The 4,862-nt window shown below is 70.9% G+C and carries 5 protein-coding genes; all 5 read left to right on the top strand.

Going from position 1 to position 4,862, the window contains the following annotated elements; all coding sequences use genetic code 11:
• Window positions 1–406: 406 nt before the first annotated feature.
• The 5 genes from KS423_RS38590 (at window position 407) to KS423_RS38570 (ending at window position 4,700) form a co-directional block, all read left to right on the top strand.
• A complete protein-coding gene (locus KS423_RS38590) occupies window positions 407–670 on the top strand; it encodes a hypothetical protein (protein WP_224284400.1) in 264 nt (87 codons plus the stop codon).
• A gap of 109 nt (window positions 671–779) precedes the next feature.
• A complete protein-coding gene (locus KS423_RS38585; RefSeq protein ID WP_224284399.1) occupies window positions 780–3,245 on the top strand; it encodes a DEAD/DEAH box helicase in 2,466 nt (821 codons plus the stop codon).
• A 167-nt stretch (window positions 3,246–3,412) separates the two neighbouring features.
• Window positions 3,413–3,721: a hypothetical protein gene (locus KS423_RS38580; RefSeq protein WP_224284398.1), complete on the top strand. Its 309-nt coding sequence runs from the start codon at window positions 3,413–3,415 to the stop codon at window positions 3,719–3,721.
• A 68-nt stretch (window positions 3,722–3,789) separates the two neighbouring features.
• Window positions 3,790–4,086: a transposase gene (locus KS423_RS38575; protein ID WP_224284397.1), complete on the top strand. Its 297-nt coding sequence runs from the start codon at window positions 3,790–3,792 to the stop codon at window positions 4,084–4,086.
• Window positions 4,083–4,700, top strand: a complete 618-nt coding sequence (locus KS423_RS38570) for an IS3 family transposase (RefSeq protein WP_224284396.1) — start codon at window positions 4,083–4,085, stop codon at window positions 4,698–4,700. The genes KS423_RS38575 and KS423_RS38570 overlap by 4 nt, the downstream gene beginning before the upstream one ends.
• The last annotated feature ends 162 nt before the right edge of the window (window positions 4,701–4,862 follow it).

Below are 4,862 nucleotides of genomic sequence, written 5' to 3'. Positions count from 1 at the left end.
TCGGGCTGCGCCCGATCGGGTGGGGTGGCGGGCGCTGCGCACGCTTGGGTGGTGGTGGGTCAACTCCGCGCTTCGCTGCGGAGTTGGGTGGGTGTCGGGGTAGGGCCTTCGGCCCTGGGTGGGTTGGGGGTGGGTTCGGGCTTCGCCCGGACTGACTGGGGTGGCGGGTGGGGGCGCTTTGCGCCTTGACGAATGGGGTGGTGACGGGTGGTCATGTATGGGGTCACTCGTTGGGGTGGTACAGGGACGGGCTTCGCCCGTTCTCGTGCATCAAAGACAGCAGCCCGCTAGACTCTGGGTTTCTGGACAGGCTCCGGGTGCCCCTGGAATCCGGAGGATCGCCCGGGTTTGGTGCTCTGAAAAGGGCCCGGACGTGACTCCTCAATGGATGGTGAGTGCTGTGATCGTGCGAGACGCTGACGGCCTTGAGCTGCCGGAGCCCGAGAAGGCGGCGCCGGCCGATCTGTGGCCGGTGCTGCGGATGCTTTCGGGCATCGCTGACGACATGTCACAGGAGCCGCACAGCTTCGCTGTCGCCGGGCCCCTGTTGGTCTCGCAGTTCGAGCGGGTGGCCGAGCTGGGCGAGTGGGTGACGGAGTGCGCCCGCGCGCTGAGCGACGAGCTGGCCGATGACCTGCGCAACGGCCGGAGCTGGCTGGCCGAGGGCTGAGCTGGCGCAGCGGGAAACGGGCCTCCCGCCGAATCCGGGAAGCCCTCGAAAAGGCCGTGGCGGCTTTTATGTCGCGTCGCATGGATTCCGAAAAAGGGAGACAGTTGTTATGGCGAAGAAATTGCGCCTGAACCAGGAAGAGGCGTGCGACGCGGCAGTACGACTTCTGACGCTGCCCGCGTCGGGCCTGGTGCCGCCGGAGGGGCTGCGGTGCCAGATCCGGGCGGCGACGGGGGCGGGCAAGTCGCTGACGGCCGTGCACGTCGCTTCGCGGCTCCACGCGGAGCGGACGCTGGTGATCGTGCCCTCGCTGCCGCTGCTGGAGCAGACGGTCGGGGTCTGGCAGCGGGAGGGGTACGGCGGCCGGATGGTCGGGCTCTGCTCGCTGGCGGGCAACGAACAGCCCCTGGGCTTGCGGTGCACCACCGATCCGGCGGAGCTGGTGAAGTGGACGGCGGGCTCGGGACTGGTCACCGTGTTCGCCACCTACGCCTCGCTGGGCCTGGGCCATCTGGAGAAGGCGCACCAGGCCAGACTGCCGGCCTTCTCGCTGGCGGTGGTGGACGAGGCGCACCGGACCTCGGGGCAGGCTGGGCGGCCGTGGGCAGCGATCCTGGACAACGCCCGGATCCCCTGCGACAGGCGGCTGTTCATGACGGCCACGCCGCGGCTGTGGGCGGTCAAGGACAGCGACAGGGAGCGGGCGGCAGCGTCCGGGATCGAGGCGGCCGAGCTGATCGCCAGCATGGACGACGAGGCGCTGTACGGGCCCGTCGCCCACGACTACCCGCTGGGCACCGCGATCTCGGACGGGGTGATCGCGCCGTACCGGATCCTGTGCGTCGACGTGTCCGACCCCGTCCTCCAGGGCCTGGAGCAGCGCGGTGCGAGCGAGGTGTCGGTGGAGTACCGGGGAGCGCGGCTGGCGGCCTTGCAGACGGCCCTGCTGACCGCGTGCGCGGAGTGGGACCTGTCCCGGGTACTGTCGTTCCACCACATGGTGGCCGAGGCCCGGGCGCTGAGCACCGGCCTGCACGACGTCGCGCGGGTGCTGTGGGAGCAGGACCCCGCTTTGCACCCGCAGCCGGAACTGATCGGTACGACGTGGCTGGAGGCCGAGCACACGCCGGCCGAGCGGCGGGCCGTGCTGGGCACGTTCGCGTCGCTGGTCAGGGATGACGGGTGGCGGCTGCTGCGGTACGTCCTGGCCTCGGTCAAGGTGCTGTCGGAGGGCGTCGACACCTTCGACTGCGACGCGGTGTTCTTCGCGGACGTGCGCGGCTCGATGGTGGACTTGGTCCAGGTCGTCGGGCGGGCGCTGCGGATGCACCCGGGCAGCGGCAAGGTCGCCACCATCGTGGTGCCCGTCCTGCTCGGGGCCAGCGAGAACGGCGACCAGTTGCTCACCTCCCGGGCCTACGACGGGCTGTCCAAGCTCTTGATGGCGCTGCGCGCGCACGACGCGGCCGCCGTCGAGCGCCTGGCCATGCCGCAGTCCGAGACCCGGCCGCCGAGAGAGCCCAGGCACGCCGGGGAGCCGGACGAGCGCCGCTCGGCCGCTGGGGAGGCGCAGCTGTTGCAGTTCTCCACTCAGCGCGACCCGGCGGTGATCGCGGCGTTCGTGCGGACCCGGGTGCTGGAGCCGGAGCGGGCGGAGTTCCGGCGGGGCCTGGAGGAGTTGCTCGCCTACCGGGAGAAGTTCGGCGACGTGCGCGTGCCCTACGCGTACCGGGCCACGTCCGGGCACCGGCTCGGGGTGTGGGTGGCCGACCAGCGCCGCTACAAGGCCGCCGACGTCCTCGATGCCGAGCGCGTCAAGGAGCTGGACGAGCTGGGCATGATCTGGTCCGCATTCGACACCGCCTTCACCGACAACCTCGCCGCGGTGGCCGGCTATGCGGCCGAGCACGGCCACGCCTGCCCGCCCAACGAGGCCGTCTGGGGCGGGCGCCCGGTCGGCACCATCATGAAGAACCTGCGCACCGCCCAGCGGCGTACCGAGGCCCTCCAGCGCCGTGCGGAGGCCGGCGAGGAGGGGCTGGACTGGACCGGCGCGCTGAGCGCCGGCCGCAAGGCCGTCTTGGACGCGATCGACCCGGGGTGGTGCCCGTCCTGGCCGGTGGAGTGGCGGCGGTGCTTCATCCTGGCCTGGCGCCACGTGAAGGACGGCGGGACGCTGGCCGGGGCCGAGTCGGGCAGCATCGTCGTCCAGGGCGAGGACCTCGCCGGGTGGGGCCGCGCCCAGCAGATCGGCTGGGACAAGCTCGTCCCGGCGCAGCAGTGGGCGCTGGAGCACGTCCTCGGCCTGGAGCCACTGCCCGCCGAGCAGAAGCCGGCCGGGAAGGTGAGCCACGCGGAGAAGGAGCAGCGCAACCTCGCCGCCGCCGCCCAGTACCGGGCCCGCGAAGGACACCTCAACGTCCCCCGCAAGCACAAGGAACCCCTGGTCCTGTCCGACAGCACGACCGTGCAGATCAGCCTCGGCCTGTTCATCTCCAACAGCCGCAGCAGGCGCGCCGACATCCCCACCGACCGCGCCGCCCGGCTGACCGAACTCGGCATGCGCTGGGCATAGGGCGGGGGCCGGGGCACGCGGGGTGCAGGAGCGGCCGCCAGGGGCCGCGCCGCTCGCCTCCGGAGTCAGGGATAAGTCAAGCCTATTCCCCGGAACGCTCGGGCAAGATCGTCGCGGACCTCAGCCTCCGACCGGGCAGACAGGCTAACGGTCTCCGTGTAGCCAGCATGGGGCATGTCGGTTGGACTTACACCGTAGGGCAGTCCGAGCCTGGCCCACTTCTGAAGGACGGCGCGCTCGACTGCTCGCGCGTCTCGGCCGATGAGCTGGATCTGGATGATCTCTTCCCATCGCTGAGCAGCGTGCAGCGCGAGCCTCCTACTGCCAGCCTTCGCAATGCCGATTTTCGCAGCGCCGAGTGCTCGATGGGCAATCAGGTAGACGAGCGCGTCATCGTCGGCCTTGATCCCATAGGCGCCGCAGGACTCGCATGCGCCGGTGCCCGCGTGCTTGATGCTGTCCAGAAGTGGGCTTGATTCGCTTTGACGGACACCCCTGGTCAGGGGCTTCGGTCCCGGTAAGGATGATGTCCATCATGGAGAGCATGGGGAGGAAGCCGCGCCCTCGCCGCTCGTTCACGCCGGAGTTCAAGGCCGAGATCGTCGAGTTGTGCCGACGCGGCGACCGCTCGGTCGGTCAGGTCGCCAAGGACTTCGACCTGACCGAGACCGCGGTGCGCGACTGGGTGAAGCAGGCCCAGGTCGACGTCGGCGAGCGTGACGGCCTGACCAGCGACGAGCGCGAGGAACTGGCCAGGCTGCGGCGGGAGAACCGCCGCTTGCGCGAGGACGTGGACATCCGCAAGCGCACCACGGCTTTCTTCGCGACGGAGACCCGGTGACGGTGCACCCGTTCATCGAGGCGGAGAAGCAGGCAGGCCACAACGTCAAACGGGCGTGTGAACTGCTCAAGGTCTCCCGAGCCGCCTTCTACGCCCGCCGAACCGCCACCCCCGGCTCCCGCGCGGTCCGCGACGCGGAGCTGACCGAGAAGATCACCGAGGTCCACGCGACCTCGCGCGGCACCTATGGAGCTCCGCGCGTGCACGCCGTCCTGCAGTGCGACGGCGATCGGTGCGGCCAGCGAAGGGTCGCACGCCTGATGCGCCAGGCCGGCCTCGAGGGCCGGCACCGAAGACGGCGCCAGCGCACCACGATCCCCGACCCCCGCGCCGCCACCCGGCCGGACCTGGTCCTGCGCGACTTCCAGCCCCACCCGGCGGCCCTCGATGCGCGCTGGTGCGGCGACATCACCTACATCCCCACCGACGAGGGCTGGCTCTACCTGGCCACCGTCATCGACATCGCCTCCCGCCGCGTCGTCGGCTGGGCCACCGCCGACCACCTGCGGACCGAACTGGTCGCCGGCGCCCTACGGGCCGCCTGCCACACCCGCCGCCCGACCGGACCGGTGATCTTCCACTCCGATCGCGGCTGCCAGGGCGGATTCAACTGATCGTCGCAACACCTCGATCGAGGAGGGTGTTGTGGCTCAGGGACGGGCGCGTGCAGCGCTGAAGGCGGGTCGTCCGCCATTGCGGTCGCCGGGTCGGCCTCCGATCGGTCGGCGGGCCGAGCGGCAGCGGTTCTGGCGGTTCGTTGCGAAGGGCCTGACCAG

Source organism: Streptomyces sp. LS1784 (assembly GCF_020103755.1).
GTDB lineage: Bacteria > Actinomycetota > Actinomycetes > Streptomycetales > Streptomycetaceae > Kitasatospora.
This window is presented reverse-complemented; position numbering and strand designations above follow the sequence as displayed.